The organism is Microbacterium sp. P2_F9 (assembly GCF_056403635.1).
In genome coordinates this window covers 1-23,369 of record NZ_JBFUFC010000020.1, presented here as the reverse complement: position 1 = coordinate 23,369, position 23,369 = coordinate 1, and the positions used below count along the sequence as shown (strand labels likewise).

Annotated in this window: 1 protein-coding gene (running past one end of the window); it reads right to left on the bottom strand. The window is 68.6% G+C overall.

Annotation, left to right across the window (positions count from 1 at the left end):
- A protein-coding gene (locus tag AC1DVT_RS03755; RefSeq protein WP_477386649.1) for a Calx-beta domain-containing protein crosses the window boundary here: on the bottom strand, positions 1-23,182 show its 5' portion. Its footprint begins 8,300 nt before the window's first position; only the first 23,182 of its 31,482 coding nucleotides appear in the window; the start codon lies at positions 23,180-23,182; its stop codon lies off the left edge, out of view.
- Positions 23,183-23,369: the final 187 nt, after the last annotated feature.

Genomic DNA, 23,369 nt, shown 5'->3' with positions numbered 1-23,369 from the left:
CCGGCGCTCCTTCGATCACCAGGGTGCGCCCGTCAAGGACGGTGCCACCGGGCGTGACCGGGATGGCGTAGACACCCGGCGTGTCGTTGTCGTACACGGTCGCGTTGACCTGGCGCACGGCGACGCCGTTGAACCGCTGATCGGCCGACATCACCGAGTGCTGGATGACGACGATGCGGTCGCCCTCAGCCCGGGGGTCGTCGACGGCCCAGAGGTACACGCGCTGTTCGACGCCGGCGGCCGAACCCGCGAGGAAGGTGAGGACGACGGCCCTTCCGTCCTCGTACACCCACTGCCCGTTGACGACGTGACCGCGCTTGAACTCGTTGAGTTCGTCGCACTGCGCCGCGGTCGCGCCCACGCACAGCAGCACGGTGTCGCCGATGCCGTTGGGAAGCGGAGCAGGGTTCTGGAGTGTGCCGTTCGCCTCCTGCGACGGCGACCACGCGGCCGAAACCGTGACGTAGACGTTCGCAGACGGCATGACGGCGAGGGAGACCGCGTAGGACGCGATGGTCCCGATCGTCGAGCCGCCGCCCTCACGCACCACCGTGCCGCCAATGGCCTCACGGATCACGACATTGCCCTGCGTGCCGGTCGCGACGTTGTACGGCATGCCATCGGTCGGCAGCCCGTTGTAGCCGGCGTCGGTGCCCGACGTCACGATGTGGTCGACGGCACCGGAGAGGCCTTCGAGCTCGCGTGTCACGATGTCGGCGGTGACGTCGCCGCCGACGTTGATGCGGTCGGACCCGAGGCCGCCGATGACCCGGTAGGCCACGCCGAAGGCCGTCGATAGGACGAAGAACTCGTCGTCGCCCTCGAGTCCGTCGATCTCGAGCACCTCGATCGTCGTGTACTTGACGTTGAGTCCCCCGCCGTAGACCGCCTTGTCGGTGATCGCGAAGTCGTCGGCGAACTCGGTGCCCAGAACGACGAGCTTGTCGAAGCCGGTCCCGCCGTCGACGTTCACCGGTGCGTTGACGTTGTACTGCACTTCGTCTTCGCCGCCGCCGGCGCGGATGTCGAGCGGTCGAGCCGTCGAGAAGCCGAGGCCGATGACCGGGACCGCGACGCCGTTCGCGTCGAGCGGGATGACGTCGTCCTGCCACTTCGTGTTGTCGAGGTCGACATTGGAGCCGGGCAGGTGGGTGAAGGTCATGTGCGAGTCGGCGTTGTTGCATGTGCCGTCGCCGTTGTTGTCGGTGCGGCTGTAGTTCGGGACGGTCACCCCACCGCGGGTCGTGTAGGTGCCGATCACGCAGGTGCCGAACGGCGCCGTCGTCGGGAAGTCGCCGTTCGCAGGACGGTAGTCGACGTCATCGAGGCCGCAGCCGGCGATGCTGTCGGCGTTGGTGTCGCAGACCGCGGCGATCGCGAAGGCGCGGACGATGAAGATGTCGTTGTCGTCGTCGCCGTTGAGCTGCACCTCGGCCTGGTTCGAGTAGACCGTGAACCGGTCGTTGCCGGTGCCGCCGGTGGCGAGCAGCGGCGCGTGGGTGCCGGGGCTCAGCCAGCCGCGCGTGGTCGCAACCAGTGCCGGGAACGTGTCGGCCGGCAGCAGAGCGCCGCCGTCGGGCGCCGCCTGGCTGTCGCGCTGCGTGCCGAAGATCTGACCGATCTGGAACGTGTCGTTGCCGGCGCCGCCGTCCAGGGTCATCGTCGCCTGCGTGTCGTCGACGTAGAAGGCGTCGTTGCCGCCCTGGCCGAAGACCGTGATGCGGCCGTTGATCGCGCGGTCGTAGTTGATCCGCTGGACGAGGGTACTCGGGTGAGTGGCGGGGTCGCGGTCACGATAGAGGCCGATGCCGCCGTCGGGGCTGTCGTTGCCTGCCAGGAGGGCGACGAAGGCGGGGTGGTCAGCCGGTTCGGTCGCGTTCGCTCCGCACGAAGCCGGGACTCCGGTCACCGCGAACGGCGACTCGTTGTCGATGCACGTGAGGGCGCGCATCAGGAAGATGTCGTCGGTCGTCGCGTCGGTGACGCCGACGCCCGGTGCGGCCTTGTCGTATCCGTAGATCGCGAGTTCGTCGACGCCGGCGCTCGGGGCGCCCGAGTCGAGCACGTTGATGACGTAGTTGCGGGTGCTGCCGTGGCTGCCGTTCGTGTAGATCGCGTAGTAGTCGGTCTMGCCCTGACCATCCAGGTTCAGGACGCGGCCGAACCCGGTCGCGTTCGCCGGGCTGGTGGCGACGCTCATCGTCTGCAGGTACCAGACCGTGATGCGGTCTTCACCGTCGGCGGTGAGCGATGCCGAGGTCGCGTTGCCGTGCACCGTCGTCTTGGAGCCGAGGAAGATGTAGCCCTGGCTTCCGAGCGTCGTCTTGGAACCGGTCTGGACCGTGTCGAGGCCCGACGGATCCCCGAGCTGGATGTTGTCGACATCGCTTCCGCCCCAGACGTGCGTCTGGTTCGCGGACGGGTTCGCGCTCACCGGCTGGCATTCGCCCATCGGCTCGTCGCCGGGGCCGCCGGCTGCGACGTCACAGTCGGCGATGATGCTGCCGCGCAGGATGATCGACGTGCCCCACTCGGGGCCGGGGCTGCCCTGCGTTCCACCGCTGTCGGCGTTGCCGAAGTCACCGCGGATGTTGATCGAGAGGTTCGCGAGGATCTGGCTGTTCTGATGGGTCGTGATGTCGTCGCCGACCCGGAGCTCGACACTGCCGACCTCGGCGAAGATCGTGCCGTTCGCGATCACGCGGGGGGCGTCGAGGTCGGAGTTCGGACCGCGGCCGTTCGACTCGGCGAATCGGGCGTCGCCGCTCTTGATGAGGTAGAGGTCCTGATCGTTCGCCGCTGCCGTGCTGCCGGTGCGGTCGGGGACCGTCAGCCGGATGCTGCCGTTGAGCGAGTGGGCGAGCACGAGGCGGAGGTACTTGGCCGTCTCGGTGTAGGCGATGTCGCCGGTCGCTTCGAGGGCGACGTCGTCGCCGGCGGTGGCGAGCGAACCGTCGGACGTGCCGTTGAGGTTGTTGCCGCAGTTGAGGTTGACGCACTCGAACGGGGGCGCGCGGTTGGAGTCGACCATGACGTCCTTCGACAGCAGACCACCGATCGAGCCGCCGTTCGCATCCAGGTCGACCGAGTCACCCCGGATGTTGTCGGTGTCGGCGACCTTGGCGTTGATTATCGAGCCGCCGACCGTGCGAAGCGAGACGTTTCCGGTGCCGAGAGCGGCGCTGCCCGTCGTGAAGACCTCGAACAGCGGCATGTCGCCGGTGAGCTCGTCGAGGAAGATGCCCAGCGTGCCGCCGTCGGCGTCTGTCGTGTCGTAGGCCTTCAGCACGCCGTCAGCCGGCGATGCCCAGGCCGTCGCGCCGATGAGGGCTGCCGTGTTGATCTCGAGGAAGTCGGTCGGAAGGCCGATTCCACCGAACAGACCCGCAAGACCAGCGTGGAGCGTGATGTTGATGCCTGTGACGTCGATCGTGGGACGGTGGTCCGCATCCAGAATCCGCTCCGGGGAGTTCAGCGTGACATCGCCATTGGTGGAATGGATGTGCCCGACGAGCATGTCGCCGACGAGCTCGGTGGCGGTGATGTCGCCGTTCGTGCGGATGAAGATCTGCGACACGTTGGTCGAGCCCATTCCAGGGTCATCGCCCGGGCCAGGCGCGCCACCCGACCACGCGACATCCGTGTTGATGACGATGTCGATGGTGGTGGCAGGCGTCGTGTCGGCGGTGACGACGTGCGTGGCGCTGTCGATCGCCGACGTGAAGCAGGTCTTCGGCTCCTCGCCGCCGGTGGTTACGTGGCAGATGTCGATGTCGTCGCCGGCGCGCACCTCGGTGAAGTTGTAGGTCGAGTCGATCTCGCCGTCGTTGTCGGTGCCAAGCGCACGGAGGATGTGGATGAGGTTCAGGTTTGAGACATCGGGACGGAAATGCGTCTCGTACTGACCAGAGCCGTTGCCGCAATCGCCCGGGTACGTCCCGGCGCAGTCGCCGCGCTCGATCGAGTTGCCGTCGTTGATCGCCGGGGTGAACGTCGACGGGAAGGTGAAGCCGTAGTACGTCGATGTGGCGGCGGGATCGTACTGGTCGACGACGACGAGGACGAGGCCGGTCGGGTCATCGCCGTTCTTCGAGTCGTTGAGCACGACATCCACATCGTCGCCCGCACGGATCCGGTCGATCACGATCGTGAGGGCGCTTCCGAGTGCCTCATCCGTCCGGCGGAAGAACGTGAGATCGATCACGGCGTCCTTGCCTGCGTCGACGGTGACGACCGGCACCTTCAGGCACGGCGCGCTGCCGGTGCAGAAAGTGGCGTCGGGGTGCTTGTAGAGCACCAGTTCGACCTCGATCGGGTTGCGCTCGCCATCGGGGTTCGCGTGGGTGGGGCTCTGGTGTCCGATATCGCCGTGTGGTGCGTCGAGATCGAGAACATTCGTGCGGACGAGCTCGTGGCCGGATCCGGAGAGGATGTCGCCCGACGCGTTGAAGATCTCCGTCTCGCCCAGGGGGTTCTCGATGTAGTCGTCGAGGCGGATGAACGGGTTGCGGACCGGGCAGGTGAAGGCACAGGTGTTGTGGACCTGCACGAAGGTGGGCGGGAAGGTGTACTTGATGTCGAAGTCGAACGTCGTGTTCGGGTCGCCCTCCGACAGACTCACGTTCGCAGCGCTGCCGTTCGTCCAGATCTTGTCGACGCGGATGTCGATCCGCGGCGGGTTCAGCGTGTTGACCACATCGATGATGTTCGTCACGAGGTTGAGGTTCGAGGCGTTGAGGATGCGGACGTAGTCCCAGGTCTGCTGGAACTCGAAGCGTCCGACCGCTCCCCAGATGTGGCCGATCGTGCCGCTGACCGATGAAAGGTCGTTGGCCAGGAACCGTGCACGGGCACCATGGTCGTAGACGATGTCGTCGACCGTGGCTGTCGTGCCTGACAGGGCGCCCTGGGTGTGGGTGTCGGTGAACGGGTTGTCCTCGTAGCAGTGCCCCGCGTTGTCGCACACTTTGACGTTCACGATCTTCGTGATGTTGCCGCTGCCGTCGATCTCGAGGACCGGGTTGGGCTCGCCCAGCATGATGACGCGCACCTCCCAGAAGATCTCGCGCGTGAGGCTCTGGTTGTCGCCCGGCTCGAGGCCGTCGTTGCCTCCGTCGAGGAGACCGCCGGAGGTGGTGGCGTGGCGGCGGAGCTGCGTGACCTGGTCGTTGACCTGCACGGTCAGGTCGGAGGTTGTGATGACGGCGAGGTTGAAGCCCAGGACCTTGGCTTCGAGGGTGGGGTGCAGCCGACCATACGAGTCGGTGTCGCCGCCACCGCAGTCGCACTCCGCGTAGGCGTCGGAGTTGAAGTCGATCGCCAGCCACTCCGCGAGGATCGCGGTGTCGACCTGACCAGTGATCGCGACGTTCGGCTTGAGCGTCGTCCGCGTTGAACCCACGACGGTGATCTCGGAATCGGCATCCGAGTCCGCTCCGAGCGCGATCGCGTACGTATAGGTGTGCGCGTAGGCCTTTGCGGAGTCGACGAACGCGCCGATGCGAGTGTGCCGACCGGTGAGGCTGCCGCCGACCTCGGTGAGCGTCTCGGCGTGCCCGCGCAGATCGGCGGCATCTGTGCAGATCGTGACGTCGCACGACCCGATGAGCACGTTGGCTTCGGTCTCGGCATCAGCACCGAGGCCGCCGACGTCGGCGGTGGAGTCCGAGAACCCGTCGAACGATGTGTGCGACTCGACGGCGAGGTGGTTCCCGGCGAGAAGCGTGCCGTCGGAAGTGGTCTTCGTCGTGTAGCCGCCACGGGCGTCCGTCGAGCCGAACGAGCCCCCGACGAATCCACCCTGCTGAGTCGAGGCCAGCACCTTGGGGTGCAGATCGGAGTGCGCGGCGATGGTGAGGTCGTCGGTGGCGGTGATCGTCGCACCGGCCAAGACCGTGATGTCGTTGTCGACGAGGGTCGTCGCGCGGGCGGCGGAATCGCCGATCGAGATCGCGCCACCGCCCGCGTTGCCCGCAATGCCCTTTGCCAGGCCGGTGGCGTGGGTCGTGATCTCAACATCGGCACCCGAGATGTGGGCGTTCGTCCCGACCGACACACTGACGGTCACGGAAGTGCTCGCGGCGGAAGTGGCCTTCGAGACGTTGATCGCACCGCCGCCGCCACCGGCGGCCGACGCCGAGATGACACCGTCGGACGAGCTCGTCGCGCCCGACGGCCCGCCGATCCCGTTGAGCTTCTGGATGCCGCTGGTCGCGCCGATCTGGAGGATGAAGCGCTGCGCACCACTGCCGTTGCCGGTGAGGTTCAATCCCTCGGCCCGGAAGATGTGCGGGTACCCGCCGCCGTCGCTGAGGTTGATCGCCGTGCCGCCGAACGTGTTCGACAGCTGGAAGTTGGTGCCATCGGCCCCGACGACGTAGTACCCGTGCCCGTCGTCGAGGTTTCCGATCTCGAAATCCGTCACGGCGTGGAGCTGGTGACGGACTGCCGCGAATTCGGATGTGATGTTCGGAGTCAGCGGGATGAACACGACCGACGCGCTTCCCGGAGCCCCGTCGTCACCGCCGATGCCGCCGGAGAAGCTGCTCTGGCAGCCGTTCGTGTTGACCGCGATCCCGCGGGCCGCGCAGTAGCTGCCGGCGAGCCTCAGGTGCTGGCCGTCGACGCGGATCACGTAGTAGGTCGAACCGCTGAAGAGTCCGCCGATGGGCTTGCCCGTGTCGCTCGCGACGTACGTGACGGGCGTGCCGCTCGCCGGGACCGTGTCGTCGATCGATTGGTTGCCGTCCTGGTCGAGGCTCACGTTGATCACGCTGCCGCTCACCGCGACCGACGAGAACGTGCCTGCCGGCGGTGCCGTGTGGTACGTGACGTACTGGCCGTTGGTGAACCCGCCCGCGATCTTGTCGTTCGTGGCGTCGACCTGGTCGCCCGTGATGATCACCTGCGGCGGGTTCGTGACATCGACTGTGGTCGACTGCAGCTTCAGCCGGGTCGCGTCGATCCGGTACACCTTGTAGACACCCGAAGCCAGCCCGCCGATCGCGCCGCCGACGGCCTGGTAGAAGATGAGGTCGCCGGTCACGAAGTGGTGGGCTTGGCCGCCGAAGTCGATGATGTCGGTGACGGGATCGACCGTGACGGCGCCCTCGACGATGTCAGGCGTGGCCGGGTTGTCGAAGGTGAACTCGAGACCGAGCTGCAGGGTCTGGTCGCCGGTGACGATGACGTTGATGCTGCGTCCGTCGAGCCCGGCCGCGATCGGGGTGACGGCGCCTTGCGTGCTGTAGACGATGAGCTGGCCGGTGTAGGCGTTGTGCTTCAGTGCGAACGAGATCGTGTTGCCGGATACGGTCGCGGCGTCGAAGCTGCCGTCCGAGCTGGGCGCCGGCGGCTGGTTGCTGATCGCATCGATCTTGACGTCACCGCTCGTGCTGGTGATCGAGGCTCCCCCGGTCACCACGATGTTGACCGTCGGGTTCATCGACGCGTTGGCGCTGTAGGTCGAGATCCGCAGCAGGCCACCCGAGACACTCGAGGTCGCGGCGTCGGCGTCGTTGAGACTCTCGGCCTTCGCCGAGATCGTTCCCGAGGTGAGGATGACGCTGGACGCCCCGCCGAGTGTCGTCTTGAGCTTCGGCGATCCCTTCGCAGTCGAGTTGGAGCTGGAGAGCTCGAGCAGCCCACCACCCGCGTTGTCCATCGCAGCGCGCGCGAGATCCTCTGCCTTGGCGAGTACCACGAGCGACGATGCACCGCTCGAGGTTCCACCGTTGACGACCCGGACATGGCCGAGCAGGTTGGCCTCGGTCGTGCCCTTGGACTCCGCGGTGGGGTCCGCTGCAGGGGCCACGCTGATCAGGCCGCCCTGCGTCCGGTCGAAGCGGGCGAGGGAGTAGTTCCCCGACAGCGACTCGAGCGTGACCGTGCCGGATGCCGCCGCCAGGGTGGCGCCGGCCTCGACCTCGGCCTTCGTCGTCGCCTCGGCCACGGCATCCAGGCTCGCCGTCCCGATGGCGAGAAGCAGGGACCCGCTGACCATCTTCGAAGACGCTTCGACCACGTTCGACTTGAGGAACTGGCTGCCGTCGAAGTTGTGCCACGCCGAGATCGTGACGCTGCCCGTCATCGATCGAGCCGTTCCTGAACCGGTCACCGCGGTGCGGATGCTGGAGGTGTCGGTCGCATCGACATCGGCGGTGCCCACCGCGGCGAGCGCCGCGAGCTGCAGCGCGTGGTACTCGGCCGAGGCGGAAGTGCGGGCATCCGAGCGGACCAGGACCGTCCCACCCGCGACGAGGTTCCCCCCGATCAAAGTGTTCACCGTGACGGCGACAGTGGCTTCCTGATTTCCGATGTTCGCCGCGGCTCCCAGTGCCCCGCTGAACCCGCGGCCCTTCGTCGACGCGCCGGCGCTGACGATGCTCCGGATGTCAGCAGACCCGATCGTGCCCGAAACGCCGTAGAAGCCGGCGCTGACCGTGCCACCGGAGGTCGCCTTGCCGCTGACGAGGCCGATGCCGGCGCCCAGACCCGCCGCCAGCGAGAATCCATCGACCTGGCTGTCACCGAACGACCGCGCCGTGATTGTCAGTGCGCCCGCAGCGCTGACGGACGTTCCCCCGCCGACTGCGGCGGCGACGATCGGAGAGTTGATCGCCTCGGCCTTCGCTCCCGCCACACCCTCGATCAGAGACGCCGATCCGAGCGAGACTCGCGCGAACGCCGGCGCGACGGTCGTCGGCGTGTTGTTGCCGATGATCGTGTTGTAGGTGTGCTGGGTGCTGATCGGCGTGCCGTCGGCGGCGACGTTCGACCGGGCGACCAGAGTCACGGAGCTGCCCGAGAGTGAACCGCCGTTGACCGTATAGGCACGGATGGCCGGCCGCAGATCTGCCTTCGTGGAGGTCAGGCCCGCCGAGAAGCCGAGCCCCACTGAGAAGCCGGTGGCATCGGCGATCGCGGTCACCGTCGCAGCGGCGTCGAACAGGAGCGGACCGCCGTTGGCTGTGGCCTGCGCGAGGTCACCGAGGTACGCCGCGATCGACGGCGTGGCGGTTGCGGTCGCTTTCACCACACCACCCGCAACGCCCAGTCCGATCCCCACGGTGAGGGCGTTGGCGAGCACGTGCGCGGTGTAGGCGGTCTTCACCGCGATGCCGGCCGCACCACTCGTCGTGACGCTCGTAGGGTCGAGTGCATCGGAAGCGCTGCTACCGTCAGCCGGCCCGATCCAGCTCGCGACATAGGTCGTGTCGCTCGTCGCCAGCGACACACCCGCGACGCTGGCGATCGAGACGCCGACGCTGGTGCTCGACGCGGTCGGCGAACTCGTGCCGCCCGCCGTCATCGTCACGGATCCGGCCGTCACGTCGGCACGATCGTCGATGTGCGTCGTGATGCTGCCCGCGGTCGTGGCGAGGAGATCGACCAGGCTGATCGAGATCGGCGAGATGCTCACCCCGGTCGTCTTCACATCGGCGTTGCCGAGGCGAGTCGCCGTCACTGTGATGGCGCCCGATCCCAGCGTCACCGTCTCGTCGAAGCCGATGTACGCCTCGACCGTGCCACCGACGGCTGCGCGCGGCTTGGCTTCGAGAATGTCGACGAGGAACGAGAAGCCCACCATCTCGGCTTCGGCCGAGGCATCCGGCGTCGCCATCGCGGTGATCGTCAGCGACCCGGCCTGCACCGACTTGCTGTTTCCGACGAAGGCCCGCGTGATTCCGTTGGTGCGGGCATCGGGCTGGAGCAGCGAGACCTTGAGCACACCGACCCCGAGACCGCCGACCTTCGCGGTCGCATCGTCGTCGCTCGTCGCGCTCACGACCACCGCGCCCGAACCGACGTTCGCTCCTCCGAGTGCTGCTTCGGTGGTGGAGGTGACCTCGGCGAGCGCGTACGCGAGACTCACGGCGACGAGACCGATCGTCACCATGCCGGACGCGTCGGCGAGCGCAGTGTTGTGCGAGTTCGACGTTGCCGAGGCGGACGTGCCGCTGGTGACCTGGCCGAGGTAGCTGGCGCGCGTCGACCCGCCGACGGTTGCGTGCGGCATCTTGAGATCCACGGCGATGAGGCTCGCCGTCGGACCATCGGAGTCTGCGGTGGCGTTGTAGGTCGAGTCCGCAGTCACGATGAAGGCGCCGGTCGACCCTGCCGTTCCGGCGTCCCCGCCCGCGATGGTGTCGCTCGTGATCTGCGCCTCGGTGCCACTGGCGTTCACGGCGACGCCGCCGAAGCTCGCGAAATCGGTGGTGGCGATCGCGTCGACCTCTGCGTCGGCATTGATCGTGATGGCCGAGGAAGCGCCGATCTGACCGTTCAGCTTGGCCCTCACCGAGCCCGAGACGATGGCCTTGCCGTTGGTGAGGCCGAAGGCCGCGCCGAGCCCGCCCGTGGCGCCGCGGATCTTCGACTCAGCGACGTTCTGATAGCCGCGAGCCCCATCGACGAGGTGCGCGTCGATCGTGATCGCGCCGGAGACGAAGACGTTGGCGTTGGTGTCGACGAACGCATCGGTGTCGCCCGAGACCGTCGCCTGCGATGCGATGACGGTGACGCCCGCACCGAGGCTGACCGTGATCACGTTCGTATCGGTGAGCGCGTCGTTGCTCGCGATCGCCGTCACGGCCAGGCTTGCCGTCTTCGTCGGCGTGTTGCCGACGTCGCCGTCGAACGAGGCCTTCGTCGAGCCGGCGATGGTGACGAGGCTCTTCTGCGCGCTCACCGCGATGAGGGCGGATGCCGAAACCGCGGTCGTGGTGGCGGATGCGACGTTCGTCGCGGTCGCCGTCACCGAGACGGCACCGCCCGGTGCGCTGACCGCCGAGTTCGCGAGCACGAGCGCCTCGGTGTCGGCGGTTGCGGAGATGCGGGCATCCGCGATGTTCACCGCGATCGCGCCGAGGCCGCCGATCGAGACGATGAGCACATCGCTGGTCGCCGAGTTGTGGCTCAGGGCAGCGACGTTCACGCCGGCGGCGCCGGCGGTCAGGTTGCCCTCGACGCTCGCCCGCGTCGCTGCCGCGACCTCTGCGATCGGAACCGAGACGGCGACTCCGAAGAGAGCACCGCCGGCGCCCATACCGGTCTTGACCTTCGCGGTGTTGGTCGACGTCGCAGTGAATGCGATCGCGCCGGTGCTCGTGACCTGCTGGTTGTTGTTCGCGTCGGACGACGTGGCTTCGACGACAGCTGCGGCACCGAGCTGCGCGATCGCGACGCTCACGGCGATGCCGGCGAGTCCGGCCGCGGCGACGACGACGAGGTCGGACTTGACGTAGTTGGTGCCCGTGGCGCTGATCGTCACGGACGCGGAGCTCGTCACATTGCCGTCGAGGTGCGCCCTCGTGGCTCCACCGCTGTAGGCGAGGGCCGCGAAGACCGAGGCGCTGGCGAAGAGGGAGGCTGCCACGTTCGTGCCCTTGGCGATCGCCTCGTTGCGCTGGTTCGCGCCCTTCATCTCGGCGAGCACCCGCACCGTGCCGCTCGAGGCGAGGGATGCGACATCCGTCACGAGCGCGGAGATGTCCGCGCCGTCCGAGATCGTCGCGGATGCGACCGCGACGGTGACACCGACGCCGGAGATGCCGATCACCAAGACGTCGGCGATCGCGCGGTTCTCGGCGATCGCGTGGACGTAGATGCTGGTGGATCCGGAGACCGTGCCGCTGATCGTGGCCGTGGTGTGCCCTGAGACCGTCGCGATGGGGATCATGGCGGCGATCGCGGCGATGCCGATCGCGATGCCGGGCGTGTTGGCCGTGACGACGTTGCGGGCTTCGGCCTCCACCAGGACAGCGCCGCCGGCGTTGAGCGAGCCGCCGAGCTCCGCCTCGGTGTGCCGCGAGCTCGTGGCCATGTTCAGGGTGAAGCCGACGGCGATCGCGCCGGTTGCGACGTTCACCGTGTTCGCCTCGATCGGAGCACGGTCGCCCCAGGCCCTGACGGTCACTCCCCCGCCGAGCACGCCGCCGCCGGTGGCGCGGGAGGCCGCCCGAGTGGTGCCGGAGTACTCGATGATCGCGACGATGCCGCTGAGTCCGCCGAGGACGCCGCCGACGATGCCGATGGCCCAGGCCGTAGGAGTGAAGTGGTCAGTCGCGGTGACCGAGATGGCGCCGGTGGTTCCGCCGCCGCCCAGTGCGACGATGCCGATGTCCGCGGTGGTGTTGCCCGACACCTCGATGACCGAGACCGCAGCTCCGACGCCGGCTGCGGCGAGCGTGATGCCCACGGCATACCCGGCCACGTCCTTGTCGGAATCGCCCGAGACGAAGATCCCCCCGCCGGCCCGCGTGATCGCGGCACCGGTGTCGATGTGGGCGTTGGTCTTCGAGGTGTCGGTCAGGACCAGGATCTGCCCGGCGAGGGCCACCAGGCCGACCGACCCGGTGACTGCGAAGATGTCGATGTCCTCGTCGAGTTCGGCGGTGACCGTGATCGCAGCGGCTGCGGACACGGCTGCGGTGCTGTAGATGCCCGCGTCGACGTTCCCGGCAACGGTGAGGATGGCGATGCCTGCGCCGACCGCACCGACGCCGCCGGCCACCGCGCCCGCGAGCACGAACACGTCGGTGCGCTCCCGGGCCGTCACATCGACGCCGCCCAGCAGGGAGTGGACTCGACCGTAGATGCCCGAGGAGACGCCGGACGGCGGCGCGGGCTGCGTGAACCGGTCGGAGGTCGGGCTGGTCGCGGAATACGAACCGCCTACGGCGGTGTCGGATGCCGCCGCCCCGCCGGTCACGCGGAAGCGGTAGTCGTCGTCGGCGAGTGCCCACCTCGTGGTGTCGAGCGTCGGGTTCGAGCCGGACACGAAGGTGCTCTTCGCGCGGTAGTGGTGTCCGGCGAAGGTCACATAGCTGCCCATCGTGTAGGCGTGGGCGGTGACGAACGCGGCCGTGCTGTCGGCCGGGGCGCCGTCGAGCGCGGACTTCCAGCCGTCCTTGACGCCGTACCAGTGCGAGTTGTGCTCCGGGTCGGCCTCATTTGCCGCGACGGCGGCGGTGGCCTGGTACTTCGTCCCGTTGTAGGTGACGTAGGCGCCCTTCGCGTACGACGACGGGCCGTTCCACAGCGGCGCCGGCGCGTCGCTGCCGTTGCCCGAGGCGACCTGGTCTGCCTGGTGCTGCCCGTCGGTCCCCTCGCCTGAGGTCGCGGTCTTGGGCACGTCCTCCACCCAGATCGCGCTGTTCGATCCCGGGGTGACGCCGGTGCTGTTGTTCTTGGCGACCCACGTCTTGCCGCCGAAGGTCACGACATCGGCGGTCTTGTAGGCGACCGTGTTGACCCACGGTCCGCGCTTCGGTCCGTTGGCGTCGCTCGAGTACGAGGCGTTGGGCGCTGTTCCGATCGACCACACCGATACGGCGCCCGCGACGCCGACGAAGCCGCCGCCGACCGAGACGGCGTACGACTGCACGTTCTTGATCCCGAGGGCGTTGACCTTTACTGCGGCGTTGGCCCAGACATCCGTCCCCGTCGCGAGGTACGCGGTGACCGAGATCGAAGCGACGCCGATGTCGATGCCACCCGCCGCGCCGACGAAGCCGCCCGCCACGCCGCCGGCGAACGTGATCGAGTCGAACAGATCCGTCGCGGTGACCGACACGCCCTGCGCGTTGCTCACGCCGGCGATGATCGAGTCATCGGCCAGGTTCAGAGGCGTGCCGTTGTCGTTCCGGTTCACTGTCGTGCCCAGGTCGACGTAGGCCTGTGTCGTCACGGTGAAGACGTTGACCCCGATGTTCGCGGTGACGCCGACGAATCCTGCGCCGACACCTGCCACGAGCCCGAAGAGCTTTTCGCTCGACTGCGATTGGACGACGAGGCCACGGAAGGTCGCGACAGGGAATCCGCTGGCACCGATCGTTCCGATGACGACCCCGGTGAGCCCGCCACCCAGCGCCTTGACGATCACCTTGTTGTTCTGACCGAGGTATGCCTTCGTGGTCTTCTCGACTACGGCGACGCCGACCCCGACACCGACGCCGACGTAGCCGGCGGCGATCGAGGCGGTGATGAGGATGAGCTTCGAGGCGCTGTTCGCGAAGACGCCGATGTTGTTGTCGGCGCGCAGCGTGACGCCGTCGCCGGTGAAGGCGTTTGTGAACTCCTTGATGACGGTGACGCCGACGGTGCCGGCGACGCCGACGGTGCCGCCGCCGGCAGCTGCATTGACGGAGACGACGGAGTCGGTCGCGGTGGCGATGATCTCGATGTTGTTCTTCGCGTTGACAATCGCGTTCGCCGCGATCGAGGCATCCGTGTGCAGCTCGACGACCCGGACGGCTGCGGAGGCGCCGACGCCGGCCGATCCGCCGATGGCGATGGATGCCGCGATCCCGAGGGTGCGGAAGTTGTTGACCGCCGAGACCAGCACCGACTGGCCGCCTTCGGCCGAGCCGCTGTTGGCGCTGCAGGCGACATCGAGGTCTGCGCAGTTGATCTTGGCGCCGGCCCCGATCGTCGCGGAGGTGTGGACGGTGATCACGGCGATCGAGCCGGAGAGGCTCACCGCCGCCGTCCCCGCGCCGCCCGCGGCGATGCCGATCGAGCCGAGGTAGTCGCTGTTCGAGGCGGTGACCGCGACGCCGCCGAAGCCGGTGCGTACGGGGGCGTCGATGATCTGGGGGCCGACCTCGGAGCCGGGTCCGGCGGGCAGCATTCCCGACGGCACCAGGCTGTGCGAGCGGCCGCTGCCGGTCGAGGTGAAGTCGATCGGAGTGCCGCGGGCGATGTCGGAGGGAGTGTTGCAGTCGTCCTTCTTGCCTGTGGCCTCGCACTTGGTGCGGACCAGCTGCACGTGGTTCAGATCCACGAGGCCGCCGAGGGACGGAGTGAAGAAGTAGTAGGTCGCTCCGTCGACGAGTCCGCCGATCGGGGTGCCGCCGCCCGCGCTGTAGATGACCGGGTCGCCGTTGCGGAGGTCGAGGGGGGTCTTCTCGACGGTGGCGCTTCCCTCCTCGTCACGGAAGAGGTCGTAGGGAAGGACGAGGTAGTTGCCACCTACGCTGACAGCGCGTTMTGCGGTGAAACGGGGGGATACATCGGACTTGACGCCGGGCTCGGTGGTGGACACGAACCGGTGGTTCTCGCCCATCTTCGCGCCCGCGGGCAGGGTGAGCCCGGTGACCAGCTTGCCAGGGGCGCAGGAGTACTCACTCGACCCGGGCGCGACCGGAGGCCCGCRCTCCGTGCAGAGCTTGATCGCCGTCGACGACAGCGGGATCAGCACGACGTAGTAGGTCTTCCCATCGACCAGGCCCCCGATCGGCACACCGCCGCCGGCGTCGTAGACGACCTGCTGACCGTTCTTGAACCCGTGGTTGTAGCCGAGGTTGATGGTGGCCCCGTCGCCCTGCACGCCCTTGCCGTCGAGCGGCGAGCCGCTCGGGAACGGCACCGGCCAGCCGCCCTGCGTGCCACGCGGATCGAAGCGGATGTCGGTGCCCGACGTCGCGTAGCTGCCGGCGTTCACGCTGGTGTGGGTCATGTGCCCCGCCTGTGCGAGCCCCGTGACCCGGGCGTTCGCGCCGATGGTGGCCGTGGTCGTCTTCGTGACGACCGGCACGGCCACGCTGGCGCCGACGGCCGCAGTGCCGCCGACCGAGATGTTGCCGGCGATCGAGAAGAGGGTCATGGCGTCATCGGCCATGACGAGCACGTTGCCGCCGGCGCGCACATCGGCGCCGCTGCCGATCGAGGCGGTTGTCGTGATGGTGATGACCGGCACGGTGACATTGACGTTGACCGCGGCCGTGCCGCCGCCACCGCCGCCGACCGAGATCGACTTGAAGTCTTCCTTCGAGGCCGACTGCACCACGACGTCGCCGTTGGCGCGGACGATCGAGTTCGTGCCGATCGAGGCGGCCGTCGTCTTGTCGATGGCCTGCACGTCGACGCCGACGCCGACGCCGGCTGTGCCGCCGACGGCGATGACGCCCGCGAGGTCGAGGGCGCTCGTCACATCGGACGCCTTCACGACGACATCCTGAGTCGGGTTCGCGGTGACGTTGGCGCACCCTCCGCCGACGCAGTTGACCTTGACGCTGCTTCCGATCGCCGCCGTCGTCGCGTCGCTCAGGACGAAGATGCTGACCGAGCCGCCGACGCCGACCGAGTTGCCGCCTGCCCCGCCGACGGCGAGCAGCAGGTAGTCGCCTTCTTGGAGCGCCTCGACGGTCAGGTCGTCGCCGGCCCGCACATCGGCTCCGTCGGCGATCCGCGCGGTTACGACGCTGTCGCGGACGACGACGGTGACGGCCGCGCCGATTCCGGCGCCGCTCGTCGAGACGGCCAGGTTGCCGCTCGAGAGATCGGCGTCGGTGAGCTTCTTCGCGTGGACTGTGACGTCGGCTGCGGCATCCACGAGCGAGTCGCCGATCTGCGCGAGCACCTGCGGGTTTGATCCGCCCTGGTTCGAGACGACGACGAGCACCGCGCCGGCCACGGCGGCGTTGCCACCGCTGACCGCGCCCGCGATGGCGAGGACGAACCAGTCCTCACTCGAATCGGCCTTCACCTCGACGGAGCCGCCCGCGCGCACCGCGGCGCTGTCGCCGATCCAGGCTCGCACGTCGGAGTTCGAGATCTCGACGACGACAGTGATGCCGACACCGGCCGAGCTCTTGCTGAGGGCGAGAGCGCCGCCGACGTTGTCGATCGTGATCGAGTCGGACGCTGCGACGGTGACATTCTGGCCCGCGCCGCCGAGTACCCCCTCCTGGTTGATCTCCGCGCCATCGGCGATCCAGGCCCGCGTCGAGAGGTTGAAGATGTCGACGATGAACGAGCCCACCACTGCCGCGCCACTGTCGCTCGCCCCGCCCGCGATGGCGACGTTGGTGAGCTTGAGGAAGTCGATCTTGCCGGCGAGCGGCTTCGGAACCTTGGGTACGAGCGAGTCGAGCGACGCGGTGGCCGTCACCGCGATCGTGCCGGAGGCGTCAGCCGACGTGTGGGTGACGGCTGTCGAGTCGACCCATGCCCGAGTGTTGACCTCGAGGTAGTTGACGAGGAACGCTCCGCCGATCGCTGAGCCCGATCCGGTGGACAGAGCACCGGCGATCGCGAGGTTCTGCAGGCCCATCGGCTGCTTCGCATCCACCGTGATGTCACCGGCAGGAGCGTCGATCTCGGCTCCGATGCCGATCGATGCCTCCGTGGTCAGGAGCGTGATCTGGACTGCGGCGCTGCCGGCGACCGAAGTGCTCTTGCCGCCGCCTGCCGCGAATGCCCAGACGATGAAGTCGTTGCGCACCCCGTCGGGAACCGACGCGCGGACCGTCACCCCGGCGTGCCCGGTCAGGTGTGCGCCGCCGCCCACGATCGCGATGTTGTCGACATCCTGGACGTTCAAGCCGATCGCGGCGCCAACCCGCGATCCGTCATGCTCCAGGTCGATCGCCGAGCCCATCGCGAAGGCGTTGGCGCCGAGGGTGAACAGCGAGATGACCGAGAGTGCGCCGGTCGTCGCGGTGACCGTCGTGCTCGCGGCGATGCGGGCGGTCGACGATGCCACGAGCCAGTTGACCGCGACTGCCGCGGCGACTTCGGTCGTGCTGCTTCCGCCGGAGCTGGAGGAGCTGGACGACTGGCCAGACTGCCCCGCCTGCGCGTTGTTCGCGCCCTGCGCGCCGTTCGAGCCGTTCGTGCCGCCGTTCGAGGTCGGCATCGAGGCGGTCTGGGTCTTGGTGTCCTGGGTGTTCGCGTTGTCGCCGTTGACCGCACCGGTCGACTCCTGGTCGCCCGACTTGCCGCCGTCGTCCGACGACTTCGCACCCTTCGCGCTGGCGACCGACTTGGCCTCGGTGAGGGCGACCGAGGTCGCGACGATGTCGACGGCCGTCCCCTGGGCGTTGCGGGCGATCTCCGCGAGCGTCTGCCAGCCCACGATCGCGTTGACGATGACGATGGCGCCGACCGCCGTCTTCTTGCCCGCGGCATCCGCTCGTCCCTCGGTCTTGACCCACATGGTGTGGGTGGCCTTGACTGCGATCGCGCCGGTGCCGACGTACGCAGATCCGGTGCCGAGCCGGCCGGTGACGTGGTCGTCGACGCTGATCACGAGTGCGACAACAGGGGTGACCGCGGTCTCGCCCGCCGTGCCACCCTCGGCCTTCGTGGCCATGTCGCGGAAGCCGATCGCCTCGATCGTGAGGCCGGCACCCCCGTTCACCGTGGCGCCGTCGGCGACCTCGGCCGTGACAGTGCTGCCGTCGATGAGCTGCAGCACGAACGATGCCCCGACGCCCGTCGCGGATCCCACCTTCGCCTTGCTCGTCGCCGTCGCCGAGTCGCGCTCGTTGCTCTGTGCGGTGATGGCGGATGCCGCGGTCGAGAGCGTCACGACGGCTCCCACGGGAACGATCGCCTCGACGTGCGTGTGGAGGATGTTGATCGCCAGCGCCCCGGCGACGCCGACCTTCTCGGACTTGCTCACGCCGGCGCGGGCGGTCGAGGTGACCTCGTGCTCGAACAGCCGGAACAGCTGGTCGGCGGTCGGGGCCGTCGGCAGCACATCGCCGTCGGTCACCGACGCGGACCCCTGGATGACCCAGGTGTGCTGGTCGTCGCGCTTGTAATAGCCGACGGCGTTCGCGCCGTCCGCCTTGGTGAGGTGGAACCAGGCGTCTTCCTCGATGTCGTCCTTGGGGAGCTGGCTCTTCTGTTCGACGACGTACTTGGTCACGAACGTCCAGGTGGTGCCGACGAGCTTCCAGACGCTCCCCGCGGGGTGTCCGTCCTTCTCGAAGCCGAGGATGTACCAGCCGGCGGTGGTCGGGAGGTCTGCTTCGGAGTCGATCGGCTCGGCATCGGTCAGGGTCTGGTTCGTCTCGATCGCCCAGTCGCTGCCGTCGAACTTGTACAGCCCGTCGTCTCCGCCCGTGGTCTCGTCGCCGTCGCCGTTCGTCTTGACGAAGTAGAGGTCGTCCTTCGAGGGGCCAGGCAGCTGCTCGCCGGACTCGACGATCTCCCAGCGCTTCGCGGTGTCGTTCCAGCGCCGCACGACATCGTCCTCGTCGCCGTCGAGCATACCCGCCGTCAGGATGAGCCCCGTCGCCGTGATCGTCGCGGCGCCGGTCGTGGCGCGCACCGTGATGTCGACGGCCTGCACCACCACGCCGGCGCCGATGCCGACATTGCCCTTCGTGGCGGAGTCGCCGCGGGCCTCGGCCGACGAGTCGGTGTCGCCGCGTGCTTCGAGCGTCACAGCGCCCTGCGCGGTAACCGTGATGAGGTCGGCGAACCAGGCCCGGGCAGTGCCCGAGACGACCGCGATCGCGATCGCGCCGGCGATCGAGAGCGACGCTCCGCTGTTGCCACCCGTCTTGTCCTGACCCGTCGATGCCTTGGGCGTCTCGGAGGTCGACGTCGTGCCGCCCCCGTTGGTGGACTTGGTCGTCTTGGCGTTGTCGAGGTTGCCATCGGCCTTCTCGTTGACGTCCTTGCCGCCCTCGTCCTTGCCCTCCTTCGGGTCAGCGCCCTGGGCAGAGGCCTCGGCGACGGTCTTGGCGTCGATGCGCTGGTGAGCCGTGAACGAGACCGCCCCGCCGACAGTGAGGCTGCGCGCGCTGCCCGAGTCGACCGAGACGTCGTCGAGGATCGCGAGGGCCAGCGAGACGCCGATCCCGGCGGTGGATCCGGCGGTGGTCGAGCCCTTGGAGGTGGTCTCAGCGCTGACTTCCTGCGAGGCAGAGGCGGTGATGCTCAACGCGGTGAGCGGAGCGGTGCTTCTGCCGAGGGAGGCGCTGGTGCGGATGACCGCGAGGACGATGGCGACCGAGGGGGTGATCGAGACCTTGTCCGAGCCGGCTCCGGCTTCGGATTCGGTGGTGAGTTCGACTTCGTGCGTGGCAGTGATGGTCAGTGCTCCAACGCCACTGAGGGGGGGACCCCGCGTCGGGTCGGTCACTGGGCTGATGCCCGCGTACACCACGTGCGTCGGCAGGTCGAGGGCGATGGCGGCGCCGATGCCGACCGATCCGTCGCCGGACTGGGTCGCCTTCGCGGAGGCCTTGTCGGAGCTCTTGGAGCCCGCGGTGATGGCGACCGCTCCCCCGCCGAGGATCGCGACACCGGGGGCATGTCCACCCACGGGGGGCAGCGGAGTCGAGTCGTCGGCGTCGAGCACGGCACGCGTGCTCTCGTTGGCGATGTTGAGCGCGAACGCAGCCGCCACACCGAGCGTTCCACTGGTGTTGGAGGCGCCGGCCTCGGCACTCGCCTCAAGCGTGTGGGTGCCGTCGGCCTTCATCTCGGCCGTGATCGTGAGGCCGGTCGCCTGCAGGTACGAGCCGACTCCCACGCCTGCCAGCGTGGTGATCGTCACCCAGTTGACGGCGACCGCTGCGCCGATGCCGACGCTGCTCGAGTTCGTGGCGGTGCCCTTGGCTGTGGCCGAGGCATCCGTGTCATTGCGGGCGATGAAGGATGCCGTGCCCGGCGTCGTGAGCGACCAGCCGTCACCGAGCTTGGCGGTCACCGTGGAATCTACGATGTTGAAGGCGATCGCGGCGGCGACCGATACCTTCGTGCCGCTGTCGTCCTTGGCCTCGGGCGTCGTCGTTCCGGCACCCGCGCCGCCCGAGTTGCGCGAGGCGGCCTTGCCGAGCTTCTTGTCAGACTTCTGGTTGACGTCGTCGCCGGTGCTGTCCTTGCCCGTCGACGCTCCGCCGCTCTCCTTCTCGGCCTCGGCACCGGCGGCGCTGGCCTCGGCCGAGGTGGCCGTGGTCGAGACGCCCTCGGCCGTCAGGCTGACGGGGCCGCCCGCAGCGACATTGCGGCCTATCGAGGCGTCGGTCAGGTGGTCGGCGCTCGTCAGCGCGAACGAGATCGTCGCGGCGAGTGTGGCGCCGCCTCCGGCCTCGGTCGCGCCCTCGGCCTTGGTCGTCGCCTTGGCGGTCTGGTCGGCCTTGGCTGTCAGGCCTCCCGCGAGGGTGAGCACCGAAGCCGGGGTGGGACCCGCGAGGATCGAGGCCCGGGTGTGCACGTTGTGGATCGCGACGCTTGCGACGCCGGTGAGCGAGGCTGAAGTGCCGCCCGCTGCGCCGCCCTTGGTCTCGGTCGTCGCGTCGTCGACGCCCGTCGCCTCGATGAAGAGGCCGGTGATGCCCGCCGCCGTGGCCCCGGACACGATGCCGGCGAAGATGTCGTTCGTGATGAGACTGATCGCGACGGAGGCGCCGATGCCGACCGAGCTGCCGCTGTCGCCGCCGGCCTCCTGCTTCGAGGTCGCCTTCGCATCGCTCTTGTGGCTGCCGCGCGCCTTGAGCGCGAGGTCCGCGCCGCCGAAGGTGCCGGTCGTGCCGCGGAGGTCGGCGGTCGTCGCTGCGGTGATCTTGTTGAGCGAGAGCGAGCCGGCCGCGGCGACCGCTCCGCCCGAAGCCTTCTTGCCCGAGATCGAGGTGGCGGTGAACGAGCTCTCACCGGTCGCGGGCCCCATCGCCTCGACGGTGATGCCGCCGGACGTGGCCGTGAGTGCGGCGCCGTCCAGGAACGCGTGCGTCGTGAGGTCGATGATGTTCACCGCGATGCCGACGCCGACGCCTGCCCCGCCACTGCCGTCCGTCGTGCCGCCGTCGGCGAGGGACGTCACGGTGTTCCCGCCCGTGGCCGAAACCTTCTGGGCGCCGGTCGTCGTGATCTTCGCTCCGACGAGCCGCCCCGTCGTCGCCGTGGTCAGGATGCCCACCGACAGCGCACCGGCGACCGAGATCGATCCGGAAGCCGGGGTGGTGTCCGCCGACCCAGCGTCATCGGTCTTGGCCTGACCCTTGGCCCGGTCCGGGTCGTTGGCCGGCTTGCTGTTGTTCTGGGCACCGCCCTTGCCGGCGTTCGAGGTGGCAGTGACGCTGCCGGTCTGCGCGGCCACGAGGTTCAACGAAGCGGCCGTCGTCGGTGCGGCCGAGGTCGAGATGATCGCGGCATCCGTCGTCTGCGACAGGTTGACCACCGCGATGCCGGCGCCGCTGGTCGCGTTCTTCGCATCCGCGATGCCGGAGACGACCGCGGTGTTGGTCGCCAGCACGTCGAGCACACCGGTCGCGACCACCTTGGCTGTACCGGCGAGAAGGCTGATCGCGGACGCCGTGACCGTGACGATCGCGACAGCTGCATCGACGCTGTTCGCGCTCGAGTTCCCGCTGGCGTCGCTGCCGTCGCCTTCGTCCTTGGCCGCATCCGATCCGACGTTCGCGCCGGCCTTGACGTCTGACGTCGAGGCGAGCGACGTCTTGCCGCTCGAGGTGACGGTCGCCGAGCCGCCCACGGTGACGGCCGCCTGCGAGTCGACGATCGCCAGATCCCCGTACTTCTTGTTGAGCTCGAAGGGGCCGACGGTCGAGGTCGCGGTGAGAGACACGTCGCCCCCGGTGGCGGTGACGATCGATGTGCCGTTCACCGTGACCGATGCCTTCGATGACACGTTCGCGACGTACGCGGTGGCGTGGCCCTCGTTCGGATCGACTTTCGCGTTCGCGGTGAGCGAGACGGCCCCGGCCGTGAGTGTCGAGTTCGTCACCGCGATGCTGACGTCCGCGCAGTGCGTGACGGGGAACGTGCAGGAGAGCAGGTTCGGGTCGGTGACCGTCGCGTTCTCCGCGGTGAATCCGATCGACCCTGCGCTGACGGTGGCACCGTCGATGACGATCCGCTCGAAGGCCGCGAGGAAGGCCGCGATGCCGAGGCTGATCGCGCCCTTGATCGTGAGCTTGTCGTTGCCGCCGCCACCGGAGATGCTCAACGTCGTCCCACCAGCCGTCGGGGCGGTGAACGACGTGCTCTCGAATCCCGCGTTGAGGCTCTTCAGCCACAGGATCGTCGGGTCGACGCTGTCCGGCGTGAGCTCTGCGTTGTCGTCGCTGCCAGTGAGCGCGAAGGTCGCACTGCCGCCGGCGCCGCTGTTCGCGATCGGCTCGATGCCCGAATACTGGACGGTGGTGCCCCCGAAGACGAGCGAGCCGGACGAGCCGTCGACCGCATACGATTCGAAGCCCCCGACGTTGCCTTTCGTGACGAGCGTGTCGTAGCCGACCGCGCCGTCGAACCAGATCGTGATGCCGGGGTCGGTGCCGCCGAAGTCGACCGTGAACGTGTCGTCGCCGCCACTGCCGGTGACGCGGATCTCCGAGATCTCGGCGAGCGGCCGGGTCTGACCCTCGAAGGTGACGGTGCCGTCGCCGTTGAAGACGAGGGATGCCGCGGTCCCGGTCATCACCAGGAGCCACGGCGTGGGAGCTGCGGGAGCATCGGCGGGGGGCGTCGGGTCGGCGGGAGCCGAGTCACCGGCGACGGAAGGGTCGGATGCCGGATCTGCCGGTGCGGGGTCGGCCGGAGCGGGGTCGCTCGAGGCCGGCGCGACGGCGGCCGGATCGGCCGGAGCGGGATCCGCCGGGGCGGGT